This window comes from Undibacterium sp. Ji22W, from assembly GCF_049340305.1.
Classification (GTDB): domain Bacteria; phylum Pseudomonadota; class Gammaproteobacteria; order Burkholderiales; family Burkholderiaceae_D; genus Undibacterium.
In genome coordinates, this window is the sequence record NZ_JBMPOU010000002.1 from 1,333,051 (window position 1) to 1,355,226 (window position 22,176).

Below are 22,176 nucleotides of genomic sequence, written 5' to 3' on the forward strand. Positions count from 1 at the left end.
ACGATGTCGTTCTTAAGTTTATTCAAATCATGCAAAAGCCTTTACAAAAAATTCGAGAATTGCGTGATCTGTTGAATGAGGGCTTACTCAGTCAGCACGAGTTTGAACAAAGAAAAAATGCCATCCTCGATAGTGAATTCGCGCCGAACGGCAGACTAAGCGCGAATGCAAATCATGAGACTTCTGGCGATGACACTGATCTAGGTTTTATTGCCGGACAAGAAATTGGCGCGCAATCTAAGCGTTACAAGCTGGAGCGTCTGCTCGGTCAGGGCGGGATGGGGCAAGTCTGGCAGGTCACAGATCTCGCCACGCAAGCGGCCTTAGGCCATAGTGAAAAACTCGCTCTAAAAATCCTGCCAGCACAATTTACCCAAAGTATTCTGCATACGCGTTTGCTGATTGAAGAAGCATCTCTGGTGCGCAAACTCGCGCACGAAAATATTGTCCGAGTGTATGACTGGGGACGTGATCCGGCGACCAATAGCTATTTCATCATGATGGAATATTTAGAGGGTGAAGATCTCGATAGTTATCTGCGCAAACATCAACGCTGTACGTGGCCGCAAGTATTGCAAATGTTGCTCCCAGTTGCGCATGCTTTGCACTATGCGTGGGATAGACACAAACTGGTGCACAGAGATCTGAAACCGGGCAACTTGCTTTTAACCAAGCAAGGGCAGGTCAAGCTACTTGATTTTGGAATTTCGGCACGTTTGGTGCGTATGCATCATCAAACTAACGCCGGCGCGCATACGTCGGGTTTGGCCCGCGATCAATCTCCCCATGCCGGAACGGCGGGATATCGCGCACCGGAAGCTGGCAATCAGCAAGCGCAGTTTACGCCCGCTTTAGATGTGTATGCCATGGCGATCATGATTTATCAATTAGTAGAAGGCGTGTTGCCGTTCGGTGAATATCATCATTCGCAGCAACAGGCTAAACCACCGGCATGCCTGAGTGCGACCCAGTGGCGCGTCTTGCAAAGTGGCTTCGCCTACGCTGCGAGCGAGCGGCCAGAAAGTGCTTTAGCTTTGTTAGAAGCGATGTCGGCTTCGGTTAATCCTCAGCAGGTTAAGCAAGCGGGTGCTGCACTTTACACTGAAATGTCTGTATCACTATCGCCAGCCGATCTCGCGGCACAACAGCGGGCAGAGCAAAGACGCTTACGTAAAGAATTAGAACTAAAGCGCCGCCAACAAGCATCCGCGGCGCTGCATGCTTTGGTTGAAAAACAAAAACGTCTGCGAGATGTTGAGCGTTTGGAACAATTGGCGCAATCGGAACGACGTCAAAAAGCGGCGGAATTGCGCCTGCTGCAAACCGCACAGCGCGAGAACTTAAAGCCAGAATCGCTAGATCGGGTGCAAGTCAGTAATGTCAGCTGGGAAGAGGCACAGCGTTATTTGGCGGCACTGAGTCAAGAGCGTGGCCAGTCACTTTGACCCCCTGCAGATACGGGAATGAATCTCGATTAATCTTACTAAGTGTCGATCAACGTCGACTAGCCGCGATTGCGGCCAAATACAATAAGCAAGAAATCACTGAAAACAAGAGTAGCACCGTCAATGCGGGCAAGGCTGTACTATTCATTTCCATCAATAATGCTAACAGCAATGGACCTGCTGCTTTCGCCACCAAGGCTGGGCCAGATATCGCACCTGAAATTGCACCGTAATTTTCTGAGCCGAATAGCGCGTGCGGGATCGTCCCCCGCACGATCGTCATGATCCCATTGCTTAGTCCGTACAGCAGACAGAACAGTCCAACAATCCAGGCTTGCTGACCAAAAAACAGCAAGACTAGCAGTGCTAGGGGCAATGCTGAGAACGCGAATTTTCCTACACTCTGCGGTAAAAGATGCCGGGCGAAAGTCATTTCAGCGATACGGCCAGCGACTTGTACGGGGCCTATCCATGCCGCCAACGTGACTGCCAGTACGGCGCTATGCCCATCGCGTACTAAGAGTGAAATCAAGTGTACTGAGAGTGCGGAAAAAATAAAACTATTTGCGGCAAACGCCAATGCCAATTTCCAAAACGCGCGATGTTGTAAGGCTTCTTTTAAACTGAGATCGGTTTTGCCCTTCGCTTTAAGCGTGCCTGATTCGGAGGTCTGGGCGGTCAGTGACTTGGATTGGCGGCGTGGGCTCAATTGCGTATGCAAGGGGAAACAAACGAATAGCTGTAATGCCGCATAAAACAGCAAAATCTCGCGCCAACTCCAATGCTGACTTAACTGCAAAGTCAGCGGCCAGAATATCGTACTGGCAAAGCCGGCAAACAGCGTCAATGTGGAAATTGCCCTTCGGCTATCCGCCATAAATTCCTGGATGATGGTGGTGAAAGCGGCTTCATAAAGCGTTAATGCCATCGACACACCGAGCACTGACCATGCCAGAAAATACATCCACATCGCATGACTACTACTGAGCATCCATAAGCCCAATGCACATACGACAGAACCGCTACTCATCACTAGTCTGCCGCCGCGCTTATCCAGAAAAGCTCCGACTGGGCGGGCGATCATACCGGCCACTAACAGACTCCAGGAAAACGCACCAAAAATCATTTCAGGATGCCAGCCCGTGTCCTTCAGGATTGCTGGCGCAAGGATAGTGAAGGTGTAATACAACATACCCCAAGACAGAATTTGCGTGATCGCGAGTATGCCTATGGTTTTGTAGCGAGAGGGGTGCTTAAACATCATATCCTGAGTCTGTTGCGCAAAATGTGGCGGAGGCCTGTCGCCGCTTGAAGTCGCTCGAAGGCGACGTCGTTTACAGTGAAAATGCGACTGGTGCTATCGCATTTCTTGCGTGTTAGCAGGATCAGCGGTAGCGCTGCTGCTGTTGCTAACAAATGGATTTTGGCGTAGGGCATCAATTAAGATGTGTAAGGATTCTGTGAGTTGAGCGTGTTTGTCTTTCGGAATCAAATCAAAGACTTGTGCCGCATGGGTGTTCAATGCGCTTTCTAGTTTTTCGGCACGCACCCGACCCAGTGGTGTCAGGCTTAATTGCACGCTGCGTTTGTCTTGCTCATTCGGGAGTTTTGATACCACGCCATCACTCACCAGTGATTCCACCGCACGACTGATCCAGGCTTTATCGAGAGATAAACGTTCGGCCAGGGCTTGTTGCGTAATGCCATCGACGCGCAATAATTCCGTCAACACATGACATTGCACGTTTGACGCGCCATCGACACAGGCGGTCTGGGCTCGCTGTGAACGCACGAACAAACGACTGACTTCTCGCACCAGAGAACCGGAAGAGTCTAGGGTTTGCATAATGATTCCAATCTAGTTGTATATGACAACCAAATCATAGACTGTTGATTTGGTTGTTGTCAATCACAACTAAAATGAATTGCTCCGTTCAGCATGGGCTAGCCCGCTGAAGCCGGCTACAAAAAGGAAAGAGTGCGCCAGTTCAAATTTAAATTCTTCAAATTGGACAACAGATCCACTAAATCTGTGTCGCTGTAGTTCCCAAAGCAATGCGTTTCCATTAAATCCAGATAGTTGGCAGCGGTGAAGGCTTTCCAACGACCGCCATTGACCAATCCCTCGATACTGACGACCAATATTTCAGACAAACTTAAGTAAATGCGCTGACGCAAAGTGCCATGTGAACTGACTAGTTCGTGCAAGGTCAGATTGAATCGCATTTTTGATATCGCCAATATCATTGTTGTCGTCTTGTTCACATAACATATCGTGTCCCGCTCAATGAAATAGGGATGAGAAATGGTGGCTTGCATGTGTTTACTGCGTAGTGATGAGCACATGCGGTAACAAGTCATGCATTGTTAGCAAATGTGAGGTGTACGTGTCGTGAATATTGTGACAGTACTGTGCGCTGGGGTAGCGGCCTTTTCATTCTTGGTCGTAATACCCTTTAGGCACCACCATTTGTTATATCTCTTGCGTAAAAACACAATTGGTATGCCCAAAGAAAAGTCCGAAATTGTAAGTAAATCTCTCATCTGCAATGCTTTGATACAAGCACGCAGCTCAGATTGAGGTATCCTTGCGAACTTCCATGAAAATCCCATGCGAATTTTCTACACGTATTTTTCACCATTAGCATAGCAATTTGAATCAGAACGCATGAAGTTGTACACAAACGCAAGAGAGCGCGAGCTAGACGAACAGGGTGTCATTTTTATCCAGCTAAGGATCAGGCCACGCCGCCTGATCGCGATCGCGCTTGTATTGCTGATGCATGCCTTGTTTTTCTATTTAATGCTAAAAATCCGGGCTGATATACAAAATGGAAAACCGGTTGGTGGACCGATGGTGTTTATCATGGAGAAACTGAAGCAAGTCAAAAAGGGTGAACCTCTGCCCAAAAAAGCGGCTGCCAAATCACAGCCAGTGAAATCTAGTGCCGCAAAAAAAACCATCACCAGTCCACCGAATCCGAATGCGATTGTGGATCCGAATGTGGTCGTTGAGCCACCCAAAAAATACGAAGATGTGCCCGATATGGCGGCGATGTTGAACGCCGCACGCGAACGGCGGCAACAAGCTGAGGCGACCGCTGCCGCTGAAAATCGTGCTGCCGAACAAGGCCAGCGCGGCTTGAGCGCACAACAAATCGCGGAAGCCAACGTGCGTCGCAGTATGCAACAAGCTAGTGGTCAAGATGGCACCAGCGGTGTCTTCCAAATCGTCAGTAAAAGTGTACGGGTAGGAACCTTCACCTTCCGAGGCTGGAAGGTAAATACCAATGGCTGGAAGCAAACGATAGAAGTGGATGCCGGTCTCGGTGGCAATCTGGATCTGGCAATGGTACGTAAGATGATAGAAATTATACGTACCCATTACAAAGGCGATTTCCATTGGGAATCGAACCGCCTCGGACGCGTCGTGAATTTGTCGGCGCGAGTCCAAGACAGTGCCGAATTAGAAGCATTTATGCTGGAAGAATTCCCAGAGTTCGCCAAGCCTAAACGCTAAGTGCTAAGTACACAATTCTAAACACCATCTTAGTTGACGCGTTCGCTTGCTAGCTTACAGGTTTACGTTGCGGCTTCCTCGTGTACGACCACCGACATCATGCTGATCGATCCCATCACCAACGCATCACATAGTATTTCTAACTGATCGTTCGCGCTGGCCGCACCTAGCACATACAGCAATGGTAAGTAATGCTCAACTGTGGGCACCGACAATTCAGCGCTGGCTCCGAATTGCTGATAGTTGACCACCGCCGCGAAATCGCGTTGTTCAATTGCATTGCGGATTTGATCATTAAAGTGATGTGCCCAATCAAAGCCACCGTGACCGTCGCCAGCGCGCGGATCGAGACGGCGCAAGTTGTGGACAACATTACCACTCGCGATGATCATCACACCTTCATTTCGTAAAGCCGCCAGCTTTTGTCCCAAGGCATAGTGAAATGCCTCGCCTTCGTGCATATTTAAACTTAACTGCACGACAGGCACGTCTGCATCAGGATACATCTTCACTAAAACTGACCAAGTGCCGTGATCTAGTCCCCAGCTCTGATCTTGTTGAACCGCCAGTGGTGCCAGCATGTTTGAAACCCGTTGCGCGAGTGCCGGATCGCCAGGTGCCGGGTATTGCACAGCGAACAGTGCGGGTGGAAAGCCTCCAAAATCGTGGATAGTCTTTGGCTGCGTCATGGCAGTGACCGCGACCGCCGATGTCATCCAGTGGGCGGAAATTGCTAGGATTGCTTTGGGCTTACCAAAGCGCTGCCCCAGGGTTTGCCAGGCTTGCGTGAACTGATTGTCTTCCAGCGCATTCATCGGGCTACCATGACCGAGGAAGATGGCGGGTTGTTTAGATGCAGTCATGAAGGCTCCAGATCGAGAATGATTAACTAAATGATGTATGGTCGCGCAAAGCCCATTCGGCTGCTGCGCGGGCGTGCAAAACCGTGGTATCGAACAAAGGCACGCGCGCGTGTTCTGCTTGTACCAACAGTGAAATTTCGGTACACCCCAGAATAATCGCCTGCGCCCCTTGCTGCACCAGATCGTTCATGATCCGAATATAGTCTTGCTGTGAGGATGGGTTGATCGTTCCCAGGCAAAGTTCTTCGTAAATAATGCGGTGTACGATATCGCGGTCGGCGGCGTTGGGCGTCAGTACTTGCAGGCCATGTTGGCTATGCAAGCGATCTTTATAAAATGCTTGTTCCATCGTGAACCTCGTGCCGAGTAAGCCAATTTTGTGTAGTCCTTGCGCTTTGATTTCCTTGGCAGTCGGATCAGCAATATGTAACAAGGGTATGTTCACCGCAGCTTCAATTGCCGCGGCGACTTTGTGCATGGTGTTGGTGCATAGGACTAGCATGTCCGCACCAGCGCGCTGTAAATTCAACGCTGCGTCGGCCAACATTTTGCCAGCCTGATCCCAATCACCGCTGCGTTGCAGGATTTCAATTTCATGAAAATCTACGCTATAGATGATAACTTTGGCCGAATGCAAACCACCGAGGTGTTGTTTCACTGTTTGATTAATTTGACGATAGTAAGGAATCGTCGATTCCCAACTCATGCCACCGATTAAGCCTAGTGTCTTCATGCGTATTCTTTCTCAATGTTTCTTTTTAACGTAGGGACAGCGTTTTTTTGATGATCTTATCGAGCTCAGTCGCCGCAGCTTCTGGTGGCAAAATATGCAGCTCCACTTTTCTGGGATTTTTCCCCCACACCACCTGAATTAGTTTCCCTGCTGGTAGTTTGGGATAAGCGCGCACCTTATTTTTATCACGCTCAAAGCTCATGATTTCTTTTGAGCCGCTGATTTGATAGATGGCAAACCTGCCATCATCGGCGATGCTAAATTCTGTACATTGGCACAGATGACGTTTCTCGAAATACAAAAACTTGAAACTGCGGTCGCTATGCCAGCGTCCCGCCACATTGATCTGACGCGATTCTTGAAAGTGATAGCCATGTCCGAGATCTTTGTCGGTCTGGGTTAATACCTGGGCTGGCAAAGAGCTAGCGATTAACATCAAACTAAACCCTAAGCCTAATCCGATCAGGGTTGTCCTCCATGGTTGGGATTGGTTGTTGTTACGCATCATATTGCTGTTGGCAAGGGGAGTTGATCTTGTTGATTGGTGGATGTCGCTTGCAAGCGCATAGGAATGAATGCTAATCCGTGCATTTCTTGTTTTTCTGCAGTGGGTACGAAGCCTAAGCCCAGATACAATTTTTCTGCATACAAGGACGAGTTGACCGTAAACTCTCCAGGATTACCCGCGGCCATCGCCGCTTGCTTAGCATGCGCCCAGAGTTGGCTGGCATAGCCTTGTCGATGCTGATCTGCTGCCACGTATAAATGATATAGATGCGTATTATCGCGTATGCCAACTGCACCGATCAGGCGTCCGTTGAGATCACAACCTGCCCAATACTGAAACTGCGCAGACTGCAGTCGTTGCGCCATCGCGGCTGGCGTGATGGTCTCGAAAAATTGCTCTGCACCCTTGCCATCTGGATGAATAGTGAAATAAGAAGTCACGCTGTATAACAGCTGACTGAGTGCTTCTGCGTCGTCAATTGTGGCGGGGCGTATTTGCATAAAATAATAGTCTGAAAGCAGTGATAAGATTGATTGTCGAATTATGCTACGAATCAACCAGAGCCGTGCGCCGCGTGAAAGTTGTCATTACATAACAAGATTTATATTGGAGAAGGTGAAATATGAATCCTTATGTTGGCTCTCAACCTCGTCTTAGTTGAATTGCTTTTGATTGCTTGTATTTAATCATAGACCTGTAGCAAGATTTCAGGCAATCTAAGCCTGATACTTTTCTACCGGAAAAAGTCTACGATGGGTTTAACACGCCGACATTTTATTTTGTTTGCAACATTGATTTATATCGTGTTCGCATTGGGATGGATTTTTTTGTCCGACCATCTGTTGGCATTGTTTGTCGACTATAGCGAGATGCTGTGGTTATCGACGGTCAAGGGCATTTTTTTTGTAATCGCAACTGCCACGTTATTTTATTTCTCTCTACATGCGGTACCGCCAGAGCAACGGGCGCGTTCAAGTAGCTTGCTCAATATTCTTGCAGAAGGTGCTGGCCAGCGCCGTCATTCACCATGGCTGGTGTATGGATTGACGCTCATTTTGACGCTTGCCATGTTCATGCTACACCGAACCATACTCGCTGGTATGCAAGGTAGACCCACACTAATTCTGTTCATCTTTCCAATTGTGCTGAGTGCCATGCTTGGTGGTTTCTGGCCAGGTCTACTATCAACCAGTTTGGCCGCTTCTGGCATCTACTTTTTTTCGGTCGACGCTGATGGCAATTCGAGTTTTGCTAACCCATGGGAGCAATTTCGCTGGTTCTTTTTCGTTTTGAATGGATTAGCGATTAGCTTTCTGAGTGAGTTATTAAAGCGTTCACAAGCGACCGATGATAAACACCGACGCTTACTTGACGCCATTGTCACAGGCACGACTGACGCGGTCTATGTGAAGGACTTAAAAGGACGTTATGTGCTGGCGAATCAAGCCATTGCTAGTTTTTTGGAATGCCCTTTAGAGGAAGTTTTGGGCGCTGACGACAGTCTTTTTTTTGATGAAGAAACGACGGCGTTTATCAAGGAAAAGGATAAGCAAATATTTGAACATGGGGTGACGCAATCGCATGAAGCCTATCTCCACACCCGTTCTGGCAAAAAGCATATCTACCTCGCGACCAAAGGCCCTCTATTCGATGAGGATGGCAAAGTTGTGGGTTTGTTTGGCATTTCTCATGATATCAGCGAAAGAAAACGTATCGAAGAAGATTTGCGACTGGTATTGCAAGAAGCGGGTGATGCGATATGGATCACGAATCCACAAGGCCAGTTTTTATTTGCCAATCCCGCAGCCTGTCGTCTCATCGACTACAGTTTGAATGAATTACAAGGTATGTCGATTTCTGATCTCCTAGTCGATGCTAGCAAACTGAAATTGGATGCCCATTTACGCCAATTAGAGCAAGAAAAATTCATTCGTCGTGATTGGCCTATCGTTCGGCGGGATGGCACCCAAGTGCAGGTAGAAGTGATTACCACACGGTTGCCCGATGGCCGCTATATGGCATTTGGGCGCGACCTGACGGAGATGCAATTGGCACAAAATGCTCTTCAGGAGCGAGAGAAGCAATTGGCCCGTGTGCTGGAGGGGACGGATCAGGGCTATTGGGATTGGAATCTTGAAACTAATCAATTTGATGTCAGCGCGCGCTGGGAAACCATGCTCGGTTATGCTCCTGGCGAGCTAGACACTAGTCTCGACAACTGGGCGAAATATGTGCATCCGGTAGATTTGGAAAAGGCACATATATCTGTTCAGAAGCATCTGGCTGGAGAAACTTCCAGCCATCAGATGGAGTTACGCTGTCTGACGAAGTCGGGTGAATGGCGTTGGGTGCTAACGCGCGGCCGTATTGTCGAATGGGATGCCAACGGTAAACCTTCGCGGATGTCAGGCACGCACACCGACATTAGTGAGCGTAAACAATTAGAGCAAGTGCAGAAAGATGCATCCACCGTGTTTGCCAGTAGTTATGAAGGCATCATGATGGTGAGTATCGATGGTTTGATCAGTAAGGTGAATCCGGCGTTTACCCGGATTACTGGTTATCACGAAGAGGAAGTCATCGGGCGTAGTCCTAAAATACTGTCATCAGGTCGACATACGTCAGAGTTCTATCGTCATTTGTGGACTGATCTGATTAAGCAAGATTTCTGGCGCGGGGAAATTTGGAATCGTCGTAAGTCGGGTGAGGAATATATAGAGTTGCTGTCCATCTCGACAGTGCGTGATGAGTTCGGAGTCATCTTGCATTTTATCGGTGTTTTTTCCGATATTAGTCAATTGAAAGCACACGAAGCAGAGCTCGATAAAATCGCACATTACGACACCTTGACTGGTTTGCCGAATCGGCGTCTGTTGGGTGATCGTTTAGGGCAAGCGCTGATACGCGCGCAACGTGATCAAAGTTTATTGGCCGTATGTTTTCTTGACTTGGATGGATTCAAAGCCATTAATGATCAGTACGGTCATCACGTCGGGGATCAATTGTTAATTGGTGTTAGCGAACACTTGCGAGTCGTGTTGAGATCTAACGATACGCTAGCGCGATTGGGTGGTGACGAGTTTGTGATTCTGTTATCCGACATTAAGAATTCTATGGAAAGTGTGCAAATTCTGAACCGGATTTTGATTGCTGCAAGTCGCTCTGTTAAAGTGGATGACGTCGTCTTGAATGTTTCTGCCAGTATTGGCGTGAGCCTCTATCCTGACGATAACGTGGATACCGACAGTCTATTGCGGCATGCGGATCAGGCCATGTATATCGCAAAAAATGCGGGTAAAAATCGGTATCATTTATTTGATCCAGAAAGCGACAGAAAAGCACAATTCCACCGTAGCTATTTAGAACTATTGATGTTAGCGTTGACGAATCAGGAGTTCGTTCTGTACTACCAACCCAAAGTAGATTTACGTGACGGTCGTATTATTGGTGCAGAAGCCTTGATACGTTGGGTGCATCCTGAGCGGGGAGTCTTGCCCCCGGCGGAATTTTTGTCGTATATTCAAGGCAGCCCGCTTGACCATAAGCTTGGTGAATGGGTGATAGAACAAGCTCTGATCCAAGGCGAACGCTGGCATCAACAAGGTTTGCCACTGCGTATCAGCGTGAATATTAGTGCCGATCATTTAATTCAACGTGATTTCACCGATCACCTCGCATTTGCCTTATCACAACATCCGACAATTCCACCGCAGTTCTTTGAATTGGAAGTGTTGGAAACCGCAGCGATTGCTGATATTGAGCAAGCTGTCGATATTCTGAATGGCTGTCGCCAACTTGGCGTACATTTTTCCCTAGACGATTTTGGCACTGGCTATTCGTCGCTCACTTATCTGCGTAAATTGCCGATAGATACGCTCAAAATTGACCAGAGTTTTGTGCGTGATATGTTGCTAGATAGTGAGGATTTGGGCATCGTTGAAGGCGTGATCCGGCTCGCCAACGCGTTTCATCGCGAAGTCATCGCCGAGGGCGTCGAGACGCTGGAACACGGTGCAGCCTTACTGGCGTTAGGTTGCTACTTGGCACAGGGTTACGGTATCGCACGCCCTATGCCAGCGGATCAATTTATGCAATGGGCAGAGAAATGGCAAAGCGAAAAAGCTTGGTTGCACTTGCAACAGCCTGCGACAAATGCAGCATTGCTGAGCGCAACCAACACAAAATCGAGTAGCATGTCGGTTTAGTCCCTTATTGTTTCAGTGAGAAAAATTTATGTCCGAAGAAAACGAAAAACAAGCACCAGCCGCAAGCCCATTTTTAGAAGAAAAAGCGTTTAAATCGCGCACGGTATTAGTGTTTGGCACCATTAACGATAAATTGGCAGCAGAAGTGAGTAAGCGTTTAATCGCCTTATCAGCCGAATCGAAAGAGCCGATTACTTTATTGGTCTCTTCACCCGGTGGACACGTGGAGTCGGGCGACGTGATTCATGACATGATTCGTTTTATCGAAGCACCAGTGCGGGTAGTGGGTACAGGCTGGGTCGGTAGCGCTGCGGTGAACGTGTTTCTGTCGGTGCCAAAAGAGCGTCGCGTGTGTTTGCCAAATACGCGTTTCTTGATTCATCAGCCTAGCGGTGGCGCTGGCGGTCAGGCAACGGATATCGCGATCCAGGCACGTGAAATTGTGAAGATCCGCGAGCGTATTGCAGCATTGATCGCGAAAGAATCTGGTCAGACTTTAGAACGCGTGACCAATGACATCGAGCGCGACTATTGGATGAGCGCGGTCGAAGCAAAAGAATATGGGCTGGTTTCACGGATTATTGTGCAACAGAGTGAATTAGACGCCTAATCGCGCGATTCCGAGCGACCGATCGTTAGCGAGCACGACGAAAGCAGTTCAGTGCGCAAAAAACGCAGCATGGCAATTGGCCTGCTGCGTTTTTTTTCTGATCTTAGATCTACATTACCGGTAAGCCGTTTGCGAATAAGGCCGAGCCGCCAGACTACTGCCCCAAGAAGTATTTGCCTGCGCTTGCATCACGAATACCAATTCGCCACCCGCTAAAATTTCCTGATGGGTCAGATAACTGCGTTCTAGTGCTTTGCCGTTCAGCGTCACACTAGCAATAAAAGTATTTTTATCGGACAATTTATTGGCGCGGATAGTAAAATTTTTCCCGTTCGGCAAATGCAACACCGCCTTATTTAAGAATGGTCGCCCAATGATGTATTCATTACTGCCAGGGGCAACGGGATAAAAGCCTAGCGCTGCAAAAGTGAGCCATGCCGACATTTGGCCTAAGTCATCGTTGCCAGCCAAACCGGTAGGGCGATTTTGATACTGACTTTGTACGATCTGTGTCAGTCGTTGTTGGGTTTTCCACGGCGCACCGAAATAATTGTACAAGTAAGCGACATGGTGCGAAGGCTCGTTGCCATGGGCGTAGTGCCCGATTAGACCAGAAATATCTTCCATGTGGGCATAGATTTTTTCATCGACTTTGGCATCGAATACTTGATCGATTTTTGCACTAGCGGCCGCTTCGTTACCGAGCAAACTAATTAAGCCTGCATTGTCATGCGGCATGTACCACGAATATTGCCAAGCGCTGCCCTCGGTGTAATCACTGCCGAAATTGGAAACAGCAGGATCAAAAGGAACACGGAATTCCCCGGTCGATTTTCGGGCGCGGATGAAACCCGTTTTTGTATCGAACACATTGCGATAATTCTGCGCACGTTGATAGAATTTGGCAGCGACATCCGCTTTCCCCATTTTTTCTGCCATGCGCGCAATCGTCCAGTCATCAAACGCATACTCCACCGTTTTAGAGGCGGCTTCTGGTTCTAAATCAATCGGTACATAGCCATACTTCATATAATGCTGTAACCCGCCGTAGGGGCCATATTCGGCGCTTTTAACCATCGCTGCTAAGGCCTGTTCCGCATCAAAGCCGGGGATACCTTTCATATACGCATCGGCCAGCACTGGCACGGCGTGATAACCTATCATGCACCACGTTTCTAAACCATGAAATTGCCACACGGGCAGGATTCCTTCTGGACTGACTTGTTGGGAGGCGATGAGCGAATTGACGAAGTCGGCATTTCTTTGCGCAGGCTGAATCAGGGTGAGCAAGGGGTGCAATGCGCGATAGGTGTCCCACAGCGAGAAAGTCGAGTAAAAGCGAAAGTCTTTGGCTTGATGTACTTGATTATCAGGACCACGATAATGACCATCGCTATCCATAAACAAAGTTGGCCCCATCATGCTGTGATACAAAGCGGTATACGTCATCGTGCGCATTTCTGGTGCCGCCTGAATTTCTACACTGGACAGTGCCTGATTCCACGCTTGACTGGCTTTCGTGCGTTCGGCATCAAAATCCCAGCCGGGCATTTCTTTTAAGTTATCGAGTGCGCCTTCTTCGCTGACTGCAGAGATCGCGACTTTGACTAAGAGTTCTTGATTGTCAGGTATGCCAAACTCAAGTGCCCCGACTAATGCTTTACCCTCAAACCGAACTTTGTCATTGGCACCATTGCCGGGTGACGCAAAGCCACGATATTCGACCGCATCCTCGCGATTGTAGATCGCGCGCTGTTGTATCGGACGCGAGAATTGCATGGCAAAATAGAGCTGGCGACCCGCAGCCCAACCACGTGTGATGCGCATGCCAGTCATAGTTTGCGCATCGCGCATGCGCACACTACTCCACAGATTTTTTGTTTTGTAATCGTAAATGCTGTTGCGCAAATCCATGATCACTTTTGCTTCACTACCTTGCGGAAAGCGATAACGATGCAAGCCCACGCGTTCGCTAGTCGTGAGCTCAACCTTGATATCATGATCCAATAATTTGACGGCATAATAACCCGGCTCGGCTTGTTCATCCTGATGGCTGAAACGTGAGCGATAACCACTATGCGCACGTTCAGGATAGCCTGGTTCCAGTTTGGTTTCACCGGTGTAGGGCATCAATAAAACGTCACCCAAATCAGAATGCCCTGTGCCTGAGAAATGCGTATGCGAAAAACCTAAAATACTATCGTCTTCATAACGATAGCCTGCAGCCCAGGGATAACTTTGGCGAAAGTGGCGTACTTGCGTGTCAGGACTCAGTTGGATCATCCCAAACGGTCGCGTCGCCCCTGGAAATGTATGGCCATCGCCGCCAGTACCAATGAAGACATTGACCGCCGCAACCGGACGCATATCCTTGCTGCTTTGTGCAGCGGGCTGCGCCGCCACGAGGGAGGCCGAGGTCGTCAATAAGGCGACTAACACCAAAGCGACTGTCAGTTTTGCAGGCATCCTAAATTGCATAGTTTCTCCATTCTTAGCGTTTCTTGATTGATCTGGGTAAGTGTGATCTGGGTAAGTGTGACCTGGTCTTAAATTTCATCACCCTATTTTTTTGGGTTGTCGTTCGACTTCATGTAATTCTCGCGCTGCGTCATTCCTCTATCATGATGTGGTGCATATTGGCGAGTGCTTCACCAATACAAATAGTGCTGGGAAAGCGTGGTGCGCTCATGTTGCCAGCACTTTTAAAATGTCATAACAAGCACCCATGGTGTGATAGTCAGTTTTTCCTGCAGGACTTTTTTCATCGCTGATCTTTTGATTATCAACGGTCAATATTCTGAACCAAGCACCATATTGATGATCAATCATGTGCTGCCAGCTGTATTCCCAAATGTCTTGGTAATGCGACCAATATTTTTCTTCGCCCGTGCGTTGCGCTAAATAAGCCGCTGCCGCCATGCTCTCTGCCTGTACCCAAAAATACTTGTCACCGTCACAGATACTTTTGTCGGGCGCAAATCCATAGTGGATACCTCCATGTTGCTGATCCCAAGCAACGGAGAAGGCGGTATCGAATAATGTGCGCGCCCGTGGCAATATCCAGCTTGTGTCATGTCGCAGTTGCGCTCGATAGTTCTCGAGTATGAGGAGTAATTTTGTCCATTCCGTGAAGTGTCCGGGTTGAAATCCCCATGGCCGAAATAAGTTCGCTTTGTCGTGCAGGTTGAATTCCCAATCAATGCGCCAGTCGGCGTGGTAATGTTCCCAGATCATGCCATCTGCTAAATTGGCCTGACGTACGGTGATGTTATACGCGATGACTTCTGCTCTGTGCAGATATGGCAGATGACCCGTTGCCTGAAAAGCGGCTAGCAATGCTTCGCAGCTATGCATATTCGCATTCTGGCCGCGATACGGTCGTAGTTCAGACCAATCTTCATTGGCTTGATCGGCATACAGACCGGCATCGGCATCCCAAAATTTTTCCTCCATGAGAGCGAACGTTTCTGCCAGATACTCCCGGGCGGAGGTGACGCCCGCCATCATTGCATGCGCATACGCGAGCATCACGAATGCCAGACCATAACAATGATTGTCCGCATCGATCAAATTTCTTTCACCATTTTTCCAAGTCAATTGCCAGGCATAAGCACCCGTATCTGAATGGCGATGAACAGATCTCAAGAAATGGATTCCATGCTCAACTTGTTGTAGGTATTCAGGATTCTGAAAGTGACGATAGGCCATCGCATAATTAAAGATAAAACGGGTGCTTGAAACCAGATGCCGTGAGTAGGGATCATAGACTTGGCCATCATCTTTGAAGTAATGATAAAAACCACCGCTGGGGTCGATGCAGTTGGGATGATAAAACGCCATCGTTTTGGCGATATGTTCACGTAGAAAATGGGGACACTTAAAGTTAGGTAGCTCAGGTAGCTCAGGCAGCTTGGAAGGATTATTCATCTGAACTACTTTCTCTCATGACGAGTTCGACAGGGGAAATTTTTTGTACGGCCGATACGCTGGTCGGCTCCAGTAATAGTTCCACTCCCGCGGCACCTAAGGCTTCTTTATTTACTCTTATCGTCGAGAGTGGAGGAACGCTCATGGCTGCGGTACTAATGTCGTCGAAACCAATAATGGCAATATCATGCGGTACTTTTAGGCCCGCCTCTAAGCAATGCCGCATCGCTAAAATCGCAGTGCTATCGTTGTAGCAAAAGATGGCATCGGGGCGTGGGGAAAGTGCGAGCAATTCTTGCATCGCACTGTTGACACCTTGCACATGGTTCACCTGCGCTGGAATACAAATTTCTAACGCCGGATTCGCTAACATGCGGGCGTCGTATAAGGCTTTGCGAAATCCGTGCAAACGTTCCTGCACACTATAGTGCGCCAAAGAGCCAGATAGCATGGCGATGCGTTTGCGGCCGCATTGAATTAAATGTTTGGTGGCTAGGTAACCACCTAATCGATGATCCGGATTGATAGAGTTATACCCGGGGGCATGCAGATCAATTAAAGCAATGGGTTTGCCTGTATCACGTAGGGCTGCCAGCAATTCAGGTTCAAAAAAACCCGCGCATAAAATAGCGTCAGTTTGATGGAGGCGAATTTGTTCTAATACCGGCTCGGTCGGGCTCGCTGCGATAAATGACAATACCAAACCCGCGCGCCGACAAGCCTCTTCTGCGCCATGCAAGACAGGAGAATAAAAAGGGCTGCTGGATAAAGTATTGTGTTGGCTATGCAAGAGAAATGCAATGCGACGCAGACGACCCTGTTTAAGTTTGCCAAAGTCATAACCAAGCGCGCGTGCGCATTGCTGCACCTTGGCGCGCGTCGTTTCGGTTAAGCCCGACTGATTTTTTAATGCGCGCGATACTGTACCGACAGAAAGTTGCGTGGCTTTAGCAATTTCTCGAATCGTGGCAGGCATTAGGCTATCTTCGCTGTTTGCATGTTGAAATAGAAAGGACTCACTGGTCCTGACAAGAGCGTCAACACAGATAAGCTGTTTTGTACCGACATCGCAAAATTCAGACTTATGAGTGCAATGAAAGTAACAAAATGAAAGAGGCGTAAAGAGAGAGTTTGCATCACAGACCCCGAGTTTAATAAACAAATTCGAACAATGTTTATTTTGATACGTATAGCTGCTGTTATACCGCGTGGGATATTCGTCTGCAACAGGCAGATGGTTTTGGACAATTGTTTAGTATGTTTAGTAAACAATCATGTTGGATCAAGCGCACAGTCCATAAGGTTTTTTTCTGAGAGTCGGCTAGTTCTTAAGCACCGACAAACTTCAACGCAGATTTTTCTTTGAATAAACAAGTGCCTGTTTTAGGCAGCGACCCACGCCTTAGCATCCCAGCTATTGGGGGTAACGCATCTTCTAATTGCATCGCTAGGTGCAGCGCACAGGACAAGTGCAGCGGATGTCTTCGCATCTTATTGATGGACGCGGTGCTTTTTTTCGCACTGCGTTCAGTGCTGGCCTGTTAACGTGATGCTTGTTTAATCGCCGTCACTTCGATTTCTATCTTCATGCGCGGATCGGCTAAACCTGCGGCGATCATCATCGCAGCGGGGCGAATTTCACCAAAGTAGGCGCGTAAGACCGGCCAGCAGGCGGAAAATTCAGAGGCATCAGGGACGACATAATTTACTCTGACGACATCTTCTAGGGTGGCATCTGCTTGTGCTAAGGCTGCGATAATATTTTTCAGGCACTGATCGGTTTGCGTCACGATATCGTCCGCAATCGTCATCGTGTTGTAATCGAATCCCGTTGTGCCTGAGACAAACACCCAATTGTCTTGCACGATAGCGCGTGAGTAGCCAATGTTTTCTTCAAAACTGGAGCCTGAGCTGATGCGTCGTCTGATCATGAACGTTGCCTATGAATTTGCTTATCTACATGAAACCTATTTGGATAGGGCTTTGTTAAATTTTTGAATTAACTCATCCGACACCAGTTGGCTACACATCAGAAAACGCTCAGGTCCTTGCGGCATACCTAGCGGTTTGAAGATGTGTAATTGATCGCCGTTCGGAATCGATTTAATCATATTGAGGGCCTCTTCTTCTGGCACAAAAATAAAATCAGCCCGTTTGGCTGCGATCATCATTGCCATATTTTTGGATTCTGCGGTAGTCGTTACCACAGTCACATGCGAGCGTTCAATAGCGTCATCGAGTACGCTGCCATAGGAGGCATTGTCTTTCTTGAGCATCTTGATACCAGGCAGGCTGAGCGCATGCATCAAATCCAGATTTTTGTCTGGTTGAAAATCCTTGTGTGTCAACATAATCGACGGACGATTCGTGTCGCGCAAAATCGCGAACGTAAACTTGGCAAATTTTTGACGTTCTTTATTCTTAAACATTCCAACGGCACAAACCGCTTCGTCGTTCGCTTCGACCAAGTTTAGTTGACGCTTGAAAGGAGTTTCCACCCAAGCATAGCTAATGCTAGCGCTGTTCATCGCCTGGGTAACTGGTGTAATCGCTAATCCTGTTAATTTGCCACGACTATCGCGATATGCCATGGGCTCGCGAATCTCATACAAAAGTTTCAGCGTATCTGCCGCTACTGCCTCAGTCGCAGCGCAGAAAAAGGTAAAGCAGGCTAAAAATCGAAGGCTGTGTTTCATCATGCAATCTTAAAAATCTGATAGGCCAGCGAAAATTTCCAAGTGGCAAGCGAAGCATACGAACTTGTTTCTGGCTTGTCAAAAGCTATCTTCAGCTTGATATGTGTGAATGATATAAATGATTAGCTAGATTAAAAACAAAACTCTGTGTGCAAGCTCCATGCTTTGGCATAGCGGTGGATTTTGGTTTTTATGCAATTATTTTCGCGGCGGGATTGCATAGGTGCAGACGACATGGGCAACTGGCTCTGTATTCCCTTCTGAGTACAGCGAAACTTCTCCTACTGCCAAAGTTTTGCCGACTTTGAGCAATCGACATTCGCCCAAAATATCCCGGTCTGCTGCGGGCTTACGTAAGAAATTGATACTGAGATTGGTCGTGACCGCCAGCGGTACGATGCCGATTTTTGCCAATAAGCCTAGATACATTGCGACATCGGCCACCGCCATTAAGACTGGTCCAGAGACCGTGCCACCAGGGCGTAAATGGGTGCTATCAACCTTCTGTCGTACCCATGTCACAGAATCACTGATGGACTCGAGTGTGACACTGCTTTGTGGAAATTCTGACCGTAAGAATTCTTGTAATTGCGCTAAAGTGGGATTTGACATAGGGAAATTGAATCAAGCCGTGAAATTGAAAGTGATAGTGGTTCTGGTACAGCCAGTAAAAATCGCGAAAAGCAGCTTCCTTGAATTTAATTAAAGGTAGCCTTGAATATTAATCGCTGTTGCCCGTGTCGAGTTTCGGTAGAATTTATCGACCTTAGCATCATAGTGCAGTATTGGGTAATTCAAGTAATCACAGAAATAGGACAATAAAGATGACATCTTCGACTACCGCTTCTCGCCGTGGCTTTTTGCAAAGCGTGAGTAGCCTGACCGCGGGCCTTGCCAGCCTGACCGGACTTAGTTTGAGCGCTACCGCTCAGGCACAAAGTGAGGCAATGACTATGGGTGGCAACTCAGGGACCAGCAAACGTGCTGCTAAATCCAAGTATATGGGAGATTTCCGTGCAAGCCCCTTAGCGCAGGTGAAAGTGGCGATCATTGGTGTTGGGGCGCGCGGATCTGGTCATGCGGCACAGTTGGCTGCGATTGAGGGTGTGCGGTTTGTGGGTATCGCGGATGTGGTCGAAGCGCGTGCAAAAAAATCGGAAGCAGCTGTGAGTAAATTCGGTCATACGCCCAAAGTCTATAGCGGCGATGAAAACGGCTGGCGCACAATGTTGGCAGAAACCAAGCCGGATGCCGTCTTCATCAATACCCCATGGAGCTTACATGCACCAATGGCGATCGCCGCTATGCAAGCCGGTGCTCATGCATTCGTTGAAGTACCGATTGCGACCACGCTGAAAGATATGTGGGATATCGTCGACACGTCTGAAGCGACGGGCCGCCACTGCATGATGATGGAAAATGTGAATTACGGCCGCGAAGAATTGCTGTATTTGAACATGGTAAGACAGGGTGTGCTGGGGGATCTGTTACATGGTGAAGCATCGTACATCCACGCCTTACGTTTTCAAATGGAAAACGGCGATTCGACGGGCTCATGGCGTACCTTTGAGTATGCTAAACGAAACGGCAATTTGTATCCTACGCATGGCTTAGGCCCTGTCGCACAATATATGAACTTAGCCCGTGGTGAAGACACGTTTGGCCGTATTTCCTCTTTTTCTTCCCCCGCCAAAGGGCGCGCTGCATATGCCAAGAAATCGACGAAATTGACTTCGCCGGCGTTCAAAGAACTTGACTTCAAAGGCGGGGATTTAAATACCTCCATCATCAAAACCAGCATGGGCAGAACCATCATGGTGCAGTGGGATGAAACCACGCCACGTCCGTATTCTCGTCACAATATGATCATGGGTGTGAATGGTGTATTAGCGGGCTTCCCGAACCGGATTTCCGTCGAAGGCATTACCAGTAATTATCATAAATGGGCCGAGGGCAAAGAGTGGGAAGACATTGCCGCCCAATACGAACATCCGCTGTACGTGCGCTTGGGTGAGTTATCGAAAAAGATGGGTGGTCACGGCGGTATGGATTTCTTGATGCTCTACCGTATCATTGAGTGTTTGCGCAAAGGTGAAGCGCTGGATCAAAACGTATACGAAGGCTGCCTCTGGTCGGCAGTCGGACCACTGAGTGAGAAATCGGTGGCGGAAGATGGCAATTCTCAAGTCTTTCCGGATTTTACTCGTGGCGATTGGAAGAGCACGAATCCTCTGAAAATTATTGCCTGATTCTTGATGGATTATTGACTGACAAGAAAACGCACGACGGTTGATCGTGCGTTTTCTTGTGTACTTTTGAAATTTATTTGGCGCTTGTTTCTTGCTGCAACGTCACCGAAAATTTACCGTAAGTTTCAAACTCTTTTTGTGTAGTCTGGATTAACTCTTCGAGCGCTGCCCGTGTGAAGTTGCTTTGCATTTTGAAGTGCACTTCGCTATGTTCTTTTTTACTGGGCGAGATAGAAAAATTTATCGTGCATTCAAACTTATGCGGGCTCTTGATCTGACATAACTTGAGCCCCTGTGTGTATTTTTCTGGCACCAGATTGAATTCGATCCTGATTGGCTTGCTAAAGTCCAACTGGTTGAGTATGAGATCGTAAGCAGTGCTTGCACTGATATTTGCGCTGAAGAAAAAACAGACGATGGCAAAACTTAGACATTTTTTTGTGAGTTTATTGTGTCTCATAGGATAGTTCACGGCCTTCATTATTTTTAAAAGTAGCCATATTACTACTTAAAATGTTTGCCTTGCTCAAATTCTTCTAGCATGGCATCGATAAATGCCCGGGTCCTCGCCGGCATTAAACGTCGACCAGGAAACACTGCCCAAGCATCATATTCAGGCGAATGCCAATCGGGCAGAACTCGGATCAGGCTGCCATCGTGCAAATGACAACGGGCGAAGTGTTCGGAAATTAACGTGATCCCCAAACCCGCAAGTGCCAGACGTTTTAAGATCTCCGGTGAATTGGCAGTCGCGATCCCGGGTGGGACTCCTTCCCACGCTTGGTCGCCACTTTTCAGCCGCCAGCTGGCGGGCTCTCCGTTGCGTGCCAATAAGCGCAAGGTTTGATGTTCCATCAATGCTTCGGGTTCTTGCGGTTCGCCAAATTTTTCTAAATAACTGGGTGCGGCGTAAATCGCAGCGGAAAATTTTGCCAGCCGTCGTGCGGCTAGTGAGGCATCGTCGGGCAAACTGCCCATACGGATTGCGAGGTCAAAATTCTCACCGATCAAATCGACCCGACGCGGCGATAAATCTAGTTCTAAGGTGATCGCTGGATATTGGCGTAGGAAACGACTGATTAAGGCGGTCATCGTTTCATTCGCAAAATCGGCAGGCATCGATACGCGCAAACGACCACTTGGTTGTACCTGCCTTTGCTGGGTGAGCGCTAGTGTCGCTTCGACTTCTGCATTTACTTGTTGAGCGTGTGCCAATACCGCATTGCCAAAATCAGTCACCACTAATTTACGGGTTGTACGGAGTAGTAAGCGCTCGCCCAACTGCGCTTCTAGCGCCGTAATGCGGCGCGATAAACTCGATTTTGGCATGTTCAGACGTTCCGCGGCACGACTGAAACTTCCCTCGCTTACAACGCGGGAAAACAATAAAAGATCGTTAGGATCGAGCTGCATGGCTACT

The 22,176-nt window shown here is 48.2% G+C and carries 20 protein-coding genes; 5 read left to right on the forward strand and 15 right to left on the reverse strand.

Translation table 11 applies throughout. The annotated features are described in order from the left end of the window. Nucleotides 1-29: 29 nt before the first annotated feature. On the forward strand, nt 30-1,445 hold the full coding sequence (locus tag ACO0KW_RS12385) for a protein kinase domain-containing protein (protein WP_423053377.1): 1,416 nt from the start codon (nt 30-32) through the stop codon (nt 1,443-1,445). 49 nt (nt 1,446-1,494) lie between these two features. On the opposite strand, the gene ACO0KW_RS12390 is transcribed toward ACO0KW_RS12385, so the two are convergent. From ACO0KW_RS12390 to ACO0KW_RS12400, 3 genes are all read right to left on the reverse strand, one after another. Beyond that, nucleotides 1,495-2,709, reverse strand: a complete 1,215-nt coding sequence (locus ACO0KW_RS12390) for an MFS transporter (protein ID WP_423053378.1) — start codon at nt 2,707-2,709, stop codon at nt 1,495-1,497. A 93-nt stretch (nt 2,710-2,802) separates the two neighbouring features. After that, the gene (locus ACO0KW_RS12395) at nt 2,803-3,291 is read right to left on the reverse strand and encodes a MarR family winged helix-turn-helix transcriptional regulator (RefSeq protein WP_423053379.1); all 489 of its coding nucleotides are present in this window, start codon (nt 3,289-3,291) and stop codon (nt 2,803-2,805) included. Between the two features lie 116 nt (nt 3,292-3,407). Continuing rightward, nucleotides 3,408-3,764, reverse strand: coding sequence for a hypothetical protein (locus ACO0KW_RS12400; RefSeq protein ID WP_423053380.1), 357 nt, complete (start codon nt 3,762-3,764; stop codon nt 3,408-3,410). A 349-nt stretch (nt 3,765-4,113) separates the two neighbouring features. Here ACO0KW_RS12400 and ACO0KW_RS12405 point away from each other — a divergent pair, with 349 nt between their 5' ends. Then, nucleotides 4,114-4,965: a hypothetical protein gene (locus tag ACO0KW_RS12405; protein WP_423053381.1), complete on the forward strand. Its 852-nt coding sequence runs from the start codon at nt 4,114-4,116 to the stop codon at nt 4,963-4,965. 62 nt (nt 4,966-5,027) lie between these two features. Here the strand turns inward: ACO0KW_RS12405 and ygiD are convergent, their stop codons facing one another. From ygiD to ACO0KW_RS12425, 4 genes are read right to left on the reverse strand one after another with little or no spacing between them, the layout of a single operon-like run. Continuing rightward, nucleotides 5,028-5,828, reverse strand: coding sequence for a 4,5-DOPA dioxygenase extradiol (ygiD, locus tag ACO0KW_RS12410; RefSeq protein WP_423053382.1), 801 nt, complete (start codon nt 5,826-5,828; stop codon nt 5,028-5,030). A 22-nt stretch (nt 5,829-5,850) separates the two neighbouring features. Next, on the reverse strand, nt 5,851-6,561 hold the full coding sequence (locus ACO0KW_RS12415) for an aspartate/glutamate racemase family protein (RefSeq protein WP_423053383.1): 711 nt from the start codon (nt 6,559-6,561) through the stop codon (nt 5,851-5,853). A gap of 25 nt (nt 6,562-6,586) precedes the next feature. Further along, on the reverse strand, nt 6,587-7,069 hold the full coding sequence (locus tag ACO0KW_RS12420) for a hypothetical protein (RefSeq protein ID WP_423053384.1): 483 nt from the start codon (nt 7,067-7,069) through the stop codon (nt 6,587-6,589). Further along, nucleotides 7,066-7,569, reverse strand: coding sequence for a GNAT family N-acetyltransferase (locus tag ACO0KW_RS12425; RefSeq protein WP_423053385.1), 504 nt, complete (start codon nt 7,567-7,569; stop codon nt 7,066-7,068). The genes ACO0KW_RS12420 and ACO0KW_RS12425 overlap by 4 nt, the downstream gene beginning before the upstream one ends. A gap of 252 nt (nt 7,570-7,821) precedes the next feature. Here ACO0KW_RS12425 and ACO0KW_RS12430 point away from each other — a divergent pair, with 252 nt between their 5' ends. Together ACO0KW_RS12430 and ACO0KW_RS12435 are read left to right on the forward strand one after the other, a co-directional pair. Further along, nucleotides 7,822-11,274, forward strand: coding sequence for an EAL domain-containing protein (locus tag ACO0KW_RS12430; protein WP_423053386.1), 3,453 nt, complete (start codon nt 7,822-7,824; stop codon nt 11,272-11,274). A gap of 28 nt (nt 11,275-11,302) precedes the next feature. Beyond that, the gene (locus tag ACO0KW_RS12435; RefSeq protein WP_423053387.1) at nt 11,303-11,884 is read left to right on the forward strand and encodes an ATP-dependent Clp protease proteolytic subunit; all 582 of its coding nucleotides are present in this window, start codon (nt 11,303-11,305) and stop codon (nt 11,882-11,884) included. 114 nt (nt 11,885-11,998) lie between these two features. On the opposite strand, the gene ACO0KW_RS12440 is transcribed toward ACO0KW_RS12435, so the two are convergent. The 6 genes from ACO0KW_RS12440 to ACO0KW_RS12465 all read right to left on the reverse strand — a co-directional run bounded on the left by ACO0KW_RS12440 (nt 11,999) and on the right by ACO0KW_RS12465 (nt 19,119). After that, entirely contained in the window at nt 11,999-14,362 is a 2,364-nt protein-coding gene (locus ACO0KW_RS12440) for a GH92 family glycosyl hydrolase (RefSeq protein ID WP_423053388.1), read from the reverse strand. Between the two features lie 207 nt (nt 14,363-14,569). Continuing rightward, entirely contained in the window at nt 14,570-15,811 is a 1,242-nt protein-coding gene (locus ACO0KW_RS12445) for an AGE family epimerase/isomerase (protein ID WP_423053389.1), read from the reverse strand. After that, nucleotides 15,804-16,787 (reverse strand): LacI family DNA-binding transcriptional regulator, encoded by a 984-nt coding sequence (locus tag ACO0KW_RS12450; RefSeq protein WP_423053390.1) that lies wholly within the window; start codon nt 16,785-16,787, stop codon nt 15,804-15,806. Before ACO0KW_RS12450 ends, ACO0KW_RS12445 begins: the two co-directional genes overlap by 8 nt. A 565-nt stretch (nt 16,788-17,352) precedes the next feature. Next, nucleotides 17,353-17,742: a RidA family protein gene (locus ACO0KW_RS12455; protein ID WP_423053391.1), complete on the reverse strand. Its 390-nt coding sequence runs from the start codon at nt 17,740-17,742 to the stop codon at nt 17,353-17,355. Nucleotides 17,743-17,778: 36 nt separating this feature from the next. After that, complete coding sequence (locus tag ACO0KW_RS12460) at nt 17,779-18,510, reverse strand: substrate-binding periplasmic protein (RefSeq protein ID WP_423053392.1); 732 nt, start codon at nt 18,508-18,510, stop codon at nt 17,779-17,781. 195 nt (nt 18,511-18,705) lie between these two features. After that, the gene (locus ACO0KW_RS12465; protein ID WP_423053393.1) at nt 18,706-19,119 is read right to left on the reverse strand and encodes a PaaI family thioesterase; all 414 of its coding nucleotides are present in this window, start codon (nt 19,117-19,119) and stop codon (nt 18,706-18,708) included. A gap of 212 nt (nt 19,120-19,331) precedes the next feature. On the opposite strand from ACO0KW_RS12465, the gene ACO0KW_RS12470 reads away from it, so the two are divergent. Beyond that, nucleotides 19,332-20,756, forward strand: a complete 1,425-nt coding sequence (locus tag ACO0KW_RS12470) for a Gfo/Idh/MocA family protein (RefSeq protein WP_423053394.1) — start codon at nt 19,332-19,334, stop codon at nt 20,754-20,756. 73 nt (nt 20,757-20,829) lie between these two features. Here ACO0KW_RS12470 and ACO0KW_RS12475 read toward each other — a convergent pair whose 3' ends face one another. Then, nucleotides 20,830-21,216 (reverse strand): hypothetical protein, encoded by a 387-nt coding sequence (locus tag ACO0KW_RS12475; protein WP_423053395.1) that lies wholly within the window; start codon nt 21,214-21,216, stop codon nt 20,830-20,832. 44 nt (nt 21,217-21,260) lie between these two features. Next, complete coding sequence (locus ACO0KW_RS12480; protein WP_423053396.1) at nt 21,261-22,169, reverse strand: LysR family transcriptional regulator; 909 nt, start codon at nt 22,167-22,169, stop codon at nt 21,261-21,263. Between the last annotated feature and the right edge of the window lie 7 nt (nt 22,170-22,176).

What these genes read in the sequence shown, in the direction of transcription:
- ACO0KW_RS12425 (WP_423053385.1), bottom strand. Translation starts at nt 7,569, where the DNA reads ATGCAAATACGCCCCGCCACAATTGACGACGCAGAAGCACTCAGTCAG.
- ACO0KW_RS12440 (WP_423053388.1), bottom strand. Translation starts at nt 14,362, where the DNA reads ATGCAATTTAGGATGCCTGCAAAACTGACAGTCGCTTTGGTGTTAGTC.
- ygiD (WP_423053382.1), bottom strand. Translation starts at nt 5,828, where the DNA reads ATGACTGCATCTAAACAACCCGCCATCTTCCTCGGTCATGGTAGCCCG.
- ACO0KW_RS12460 (WP_423053392.1), bottom strand. Translation starts at nt 18,510, where the DNA reads ATGATGAAACACAGCCTTCGATTTTTAGCCTGCTTTACCTTTTTCTGC.
- ACO0KW_RS12415 (WP_423053383.1), bottom strand. Translation starts at nt 6,561, where the DNA reads ATGAAGACACTAGGCTTAATCGGTGGCATGAGTTGGGAATCGACGATT.
- ACO0KW_RS12420 (WP_423053384.1), bottom strand. Translation starts at nt 7,069, where the DNA reads ATGATGCGTAACAACAACCAATCCCAACCATGGAGGACAACCCTGATC.
- ACO0KW_RS12470 (WP_423053394.1), top strand. Translation starts at nt 19,332, where the DNA reads ATGACATCTTCGACTACCGCTTCTCGCCGTGGCTTTTTGCAAAGCGTG.
- ACO0KW_RS12390 (WP_423053378.1), bottom strand. Translation starts at nt 2,709, where the DNA reads ATGATGTTTAAGCACCCCTCTCGCTACAAAACCATAGGCATACTCGCG.
- ACO0KW_RS12450 (WP_423053390.1), bottom strand. Translation starts at nt 16,787, where the DNA reads ATGCCTGCCACGATTCGAGAAATTGCTAAAGCCACGCAACTTTCTGTC.
- ACO0KW_RS12405 (WP_423053381.1), top strand. Translation starts at nt 4,114, where the DNA reads ATGAAGTTGTACACAAACGCAAGAGAGCGCGAGCTAGACGAACAGGGT.
- ACO0KW_RS12385 (WP_423053377.1), top strand. Translation starts at nt 30, where the DNA reads ATGCAAAAGCCTTTACAAAAAATTCGAGAATTGCGTGATCTGTTGAAT.
- ACO0KW_RS12430 (WP_423053386.1), top strand. Translation starts at nt 7,822, where the DNA reads ATGGGTTTAACACGCCGACATTTTATTTTGTTTGCAACATTGATTTAT.
- ACO0KW_RS12400 (WP_423053380.1), bottom strand. Translation starts at nt 3,764, where the DNA reads ATGCAAGCCACCATTTCTCATCCCTATTTCATTGAGCGGGACACGATA.
- ACO0KW_RS12475 (WP_423053395.1), bottom strand. Translation starts at nt 21,216, where the DNA reads ATGAGACACAATAAACTCACAAAAAAATGTCTAAGTTTTGCCATCGTC.
- ACO0KW_RS12480 (WP_423053396.1), bottom strand. Translation starts at nt 22,169, where the DNA reads ATGCAGCTCGATCCTAACGATCTTTTATTGTTTTCCCGCGTTGTAAGC.
- ACO0KW_RS12435 (WP_423053387.1), top strand. Translation starts at nt 11,303, where the DNA reads ATGTCCGAAGAAAACGAAAAACAAGCACCAGCCGCAAGCCCATTTTTA.
- ACO0KW_RS12455 (WP_423053391.1), bottom strand. Translation starts at nt 17,742, where the DNA reads ATGATCAGACGACGCATCAGCTCAGGCTCCAGTTTTGAAGAAAACATT.
- ACO0KW_RS12445 (WP_423053389.1), bottom strand. Translation starts at nt 15,811, where the DNA reads ATGAATAATCCTTCCAAGCTGCCTGAGCTACCTGAGCTACCTAACTTT.
- ACO0KW_RS12465 (WP_423053393.1), bottom strand. Translation starts at nt 19,119, where the DNA reads ATGTCAAATCCCACTTTAGCGCAATTACAAGAATTCTTACGGTCAGAA.
- ACO0KW_RS12395 (WP_423053379.1), bottom strand. Translation starts at nt 3,291, where the DNA reads ATGCAAACCCTAGACTCTTCCGGTTCTCTGGTGCGAGAAGTCAGTCGT.